5 protein-coding genes are annotated in these 4,018 nt (G+C 50.1%); 1 reads left to right on the top strand and 4 read right to left on the bottom strand.

The genetic code is table 11. The features are described 5' to 3' along the window. Window positions 1-11: 11 nt before the first annotated feature. Both IBX50_RS18055 and IBX50_RS18050 read right to left on the bottom strand, forming a co-directional pair. Window positions 12-737, bottom strand: coding sequence for a WYL domain-containing protein (locus IBX50_RS18055; protein WP_292257762.1), 726 nt, complete (start codon window positions 735-737; stop codon window positions 12-14). A 113-nt stretch (window positions 738-850) separates the two neighbouring features. Further along, complete coding sequence (locus IBX50_RS18050; protein WP_292257760.1) at window positions 851-1,408, bottom strand: DUF3800 domain-containing protein; 558 nt, start codon at window positions 1,406-1,408, stop codon at window positions 851-853. A gap of 293 nt (window positions 1,409-1,701) precedes the next feature. Here IBX50_RS18050 and IBX50_RS18045 point away from each other — a divergent pair, with 293 nt between their 5' ends. Beyond that, window positions 1,702-2,019, top strand: coding sequence for a high-potential iron-sulfur protein (locus tag IBX50_RS18045; protein ID WP_292257758.1), 318 nt, complete (start codon window positions 1,702-1,704; stop codon window positions 2,017-2,019). Between the two features lie 68 nt (window positions 2,020-2,087). On the opposite strand, the gene IBX50_RS18040 is transcribed toward IBX50_RS18045, so the two are convergent. Continuing rightward, window positions 2,088-3,683, bottom strand: coding sequence for a methyl-accepting chemotaxis protein (locus IBX50_RS18040; protein WP_292257756.1), 1,596 nt, complete (start codon window positions 3,681-3,683; stop codon window positions 2,088-2,090). A gap of 124 nt (window positions 3,684-3,807) precedes the next feature. After that, the coding region (locus IBX50_RS18035) for a hypothetical protein (protein WP_292257754.1) at window positions 3,808-4,018 on the bottom strand (211 nt) is incomplete at its 5' end.

The raw sequence follows: 4,018 nt of genomic DNA, 5'->3' as shown, positions 1-4,018 counted from the left end.
CCCGTGGCGCTTTAGCGCTTAGGGCGGGGAGCAGTCACTTGGCCGTTTTGCATCAGGTAATCCTGTTCGATTACTTGCTGCTGTTCTGAGGTTAAGCGTGGGTCGGGTTGCAGTAGTAGGGTTACTTGTGTGCTCCAAGCAAGATCCTGTGCCGCACCCTTGTCGGAGTGATCCATCAGATCCGGTTCACCACGAAAACGACTGAGCACAAAGTCCCGGTAGTCTTGGCTTTTTTCGCACCAGGCACGTAGATGCCAGCGCTGACCGTTGTTGACGAAGTGGTGGGGGACAATAATACGACCCTCATGGCTGGGATTGCTGAGTGAAATATAATCAACATCCAGCCGCCGTTGTTCACGGATCGCACGGATTAGCGGTCTTATCAGTTGCGGGGTGACTTGTCGCGCTGGGTGACTCAGGATTTCATGCGGCAGAGGCTGGTGGCGTTCGGCATCTGTTGCAAATCGGGGTTGGATACCGAGCGTGGACCAGTTGAGATATTCGACAACGTCCCCACTAATCAGCTGTGGATTAAAGGCTGTTGTGGTTCGGTAATATTTTTCCTGTGATAGGTATTCCAGTGCACCGGGGTGACGGGTATTCCAGCTACTCAGCAGTTTGCTGGCGTGTTGTCGGCTTACTTGCCAGTGTTCAGCCAGTTGTACGGGGTGGATACTGCCTTCCCACCAGGCCAGTAACTCCAGTAGCCAGTAACGCTGTTCATCCGTATTTTGCATGCCTTTGTCCTTTTTCAACTACTCACACGAACCTTGTGGAACCGCGACCAGATTACTATAATGAATCCAAGTGGATTGGGGGTGCCCGGTCGGCGTTACAGTCTCGGTGAGTTTCATCGGGGCTTTTCGCTTTCTGGAGCAGGGTAAACTTTCATTCCCATTCCTTTGTATCCCTCTCCGGTTTTGTCTCTACCACCCTCACAATAAAATTTGTGCTTCAAAATCTCAAACGCCTTGTTTTCCTGTTCAGGCCTGATGGTATGCAGCCCAATAGGTCTTGCCACAAGGTCAGCAAGCTGAAGTCCGGTTGACATAACTTTCTTGTCCGAAAAAATCACATCAAATGGCATGGCAATGTGAAGCCGGTTGTTACCATCGCAGATTCGGCGAAACTCGAGCTCCAGCTCATTATCTTCTTTCCGTCCTCGTTGCTCGACAACAACATGGGTTTTGAACTGCTCCTTGTGGAAGATACAGAATGCCAGCACAAAAACCGGGTACTGAGAGTCAACACTCTGTAGGCTGTGATCACCACTTTCATCTACATAAACAATGTATTTGCTGAAATCTGAGCTAGTGACAGGCACTGCATGACCAGCAGATGTACGGGAGTGATCCAGATTTTCGGGATCAAAGTCAAACAGGGGTAGCTGGGTGGTAGGTTCTTTCATGGTGACTTTCCTTAATCAAGTGAATCCCTCAGACAAAAACTAAGGTTTTACCGCCATTTGGGCAAGCGGTTTTATGGCATTTTTTTTAATGTTTTACAGTCGAGTTGTTAGGGGTATAGTGATTCCTGCGACAAGGTGTCGCGGATTTCCGTACCCGTTACAGGGAGAAGAGCGGGAACATCTGGTGCATAATTAGAGTCACAAGTTGATTCAGATTAATGCACTTCTGGCCTGGTTGGTTTCCAATCAGTTCAGGAATCAAATAAAATTAAATGATAATGAGGATGTAACTTATGTCACAAAACAGCCGTCGTTCGTTTCTGAAAAAGGGTCTTTTCGGTCTTGCTGCACTGCCCTTTGGTATGGGCGCTCTGACTGGTCAAGCCTTTGCCCAGGCTCTGCCACCCCTGAGCGAAGATGCCCCTCAAGCTAAAGCACTGAGCTATAAAAAAGTAGCTGCTGATGCTGCAGGTCATCCCAAGTATGCAGCAGGTCAGAATTGTGATAACTGCATGTTCTGGCGTCCGGCCAACAATGGTTGTGCTCTGTTCCCGCAGAACTCTGTTGAAGCCAAAGGCTGGTGTCAGTCCTGGGTTAAAAAGCCAGGCTGATCTCCGCGTTAAAAAAAACCCCGGTTCACCGGGGTTTTTTTATGCCTGTCTTTTATCGTCACACTTTATCAGGTATTAAAATGATCCAGCTGGCTGTTTAGCTGGCTGACTTCATCCTGGATCAGTTGACTGGATTGAACCACTCGATCCGCTTCTTTACGGTTGTGATCCGCAATTCCAGCGATATGTACAATGCGCTGATCAATATCCTGTGCCACATGATGCTGTTCTTCTGCTGCTGCAGCAATCTGGGTGTTCATGCCACGAATCATATCCACTGCACCGACAATGGCATCCAGTGCTTCGGTGGCCTGTTGCATCTGTTGCAGGTTTTCTGTGGCTTCATCTGAATAAAGGATCATTGCCTCAGCGGCTTTGCTAGCTTCTGTCTGTAGGTGGGCAATGATATTTTCGATTTCTCCGATGGAGTCACGGGTGCGGCTGGCGAGGTTGCGCACTTCATCGGCCACTACGGCAAAACCTCGTCCGGCTTCACCAGCACGCGCTGCTTCAATGGCCGCATTCAGCGCCAGCAGGTTGGTTTGTTCAGCAATGGCGGTGATCACTTCCAGTACCTTGCCTGCTGAATTAGTTTCTTCGCGCAGCTGGTGCAGGCGGTCGGCACCTTCTTTAAGGCTACCGGATAAGCGCTCCAGCTGGCTGGATGACTGGTTGACCAACCGCTGACCGCTGCGGGCGCGTTCATCAGCGGAGTCGGCTGCATCTGCGGCACTGGCGGCGTGGTTGGCCACTTCAGCAACGGTGGCGGTCATTTCGTTCATGGCGGTGGCCACTTGATCCAGGTCTTCGTGTTGTTGACGCACACCATCGCCGGTTGCCTTGGCGGCACTGACTACCTCCTGCACATGGCGATTGGTGGTCTGTCCGGTGGTTTTGGTTTGTTGCATCAGGCGCACCACTTCATCTTGCATTCGGTTATAGGCGGTGAACATCTGGCCAATTTCATCTTCTTTATAAGTCACTTTCATCCGGCGGGTGAAGTCGCCCTCACCCACTTGCTGCATACCACTGAGCAGCACCTGAATGTTATCCATCAGCTGACGCATACCAAAAGCACGACCTAGCACCACCAAAATCAGGATGAAGGTGACACAGGCAAAAGCCAACCAGACCTGAGACTTTTGGGTGCTTTCTGCTTTGCGAGTCATCAAAATGACGGCTTTGTTCATTTCTTGCAGTAGACTGACCGAGTGTTCCTGCAGGTTGCGAATACCCGTCTGATCTGGCTGTTGAATGGTGGTTTCTAGCTGGGTTTTCATCTGCTGCCAGAGTTGATCTACTCGCTGCATCTGCTGCTGTATTTCTGCATCCTCAAAAGCAGTAATGTTGCGCTCCCGGTTACCCTGAGTCAGATCCCGATGGGCCTGTTCAAACTGCTTGATGGTGGCATCCAGGGTGCCGCGCTCTCCTGCACCCTGAGTCATTAACAGGGCTTCTTTGGTCATTTTCTGGCTGAGCATGCGCTGGGCACCTGCCACATTGATGGTTTCTGGTGAAACCGACATGCTCAGGAACAGCGCCACAGAGGAGGTGGCCGCCAGCACAAATATCAGTGCATAAGAAAAGAGAAACTGGCGATCGAGTGTTTTCAGCCCCAGAGTTCTCAGTATGGCACTTAGCACGTGGGCAATCAGATTACTCATGGGGTATATCCTCAGGTGTTGATGTTGGGTTAACCGGATTCGGCCAGCATGTTAATGTAAAGAATCTATTAAGTTAAGAGGATAGACGAATGGAGTTTTTGCTGCACGAGTCGAATGCACTGACTCAACGAGTCTGGAGTGTGATTGTTGACAAGGTGGTGATGATTTCCAACTCCTCACTGACCGACAGCAATTTTTTGCTTTTATGGCTTATTTGTATCTTTACCGCATTTTCGACCCTTTTCATTGCAAATATTTGCGCTTTTCTGTAAAAAGACGGCTTAGCAAAATCCGCGTAAACCCTCGCCCAATCGGGCGGGGATATAAGCGGGAAC

Source organism: Marinospirillum sp., assembly GCF_014859565.1.
Note: the sequence above shows the minus strand (reverse complement) of the source record. Positions and strands in the feature narration are given on the sequence as shown.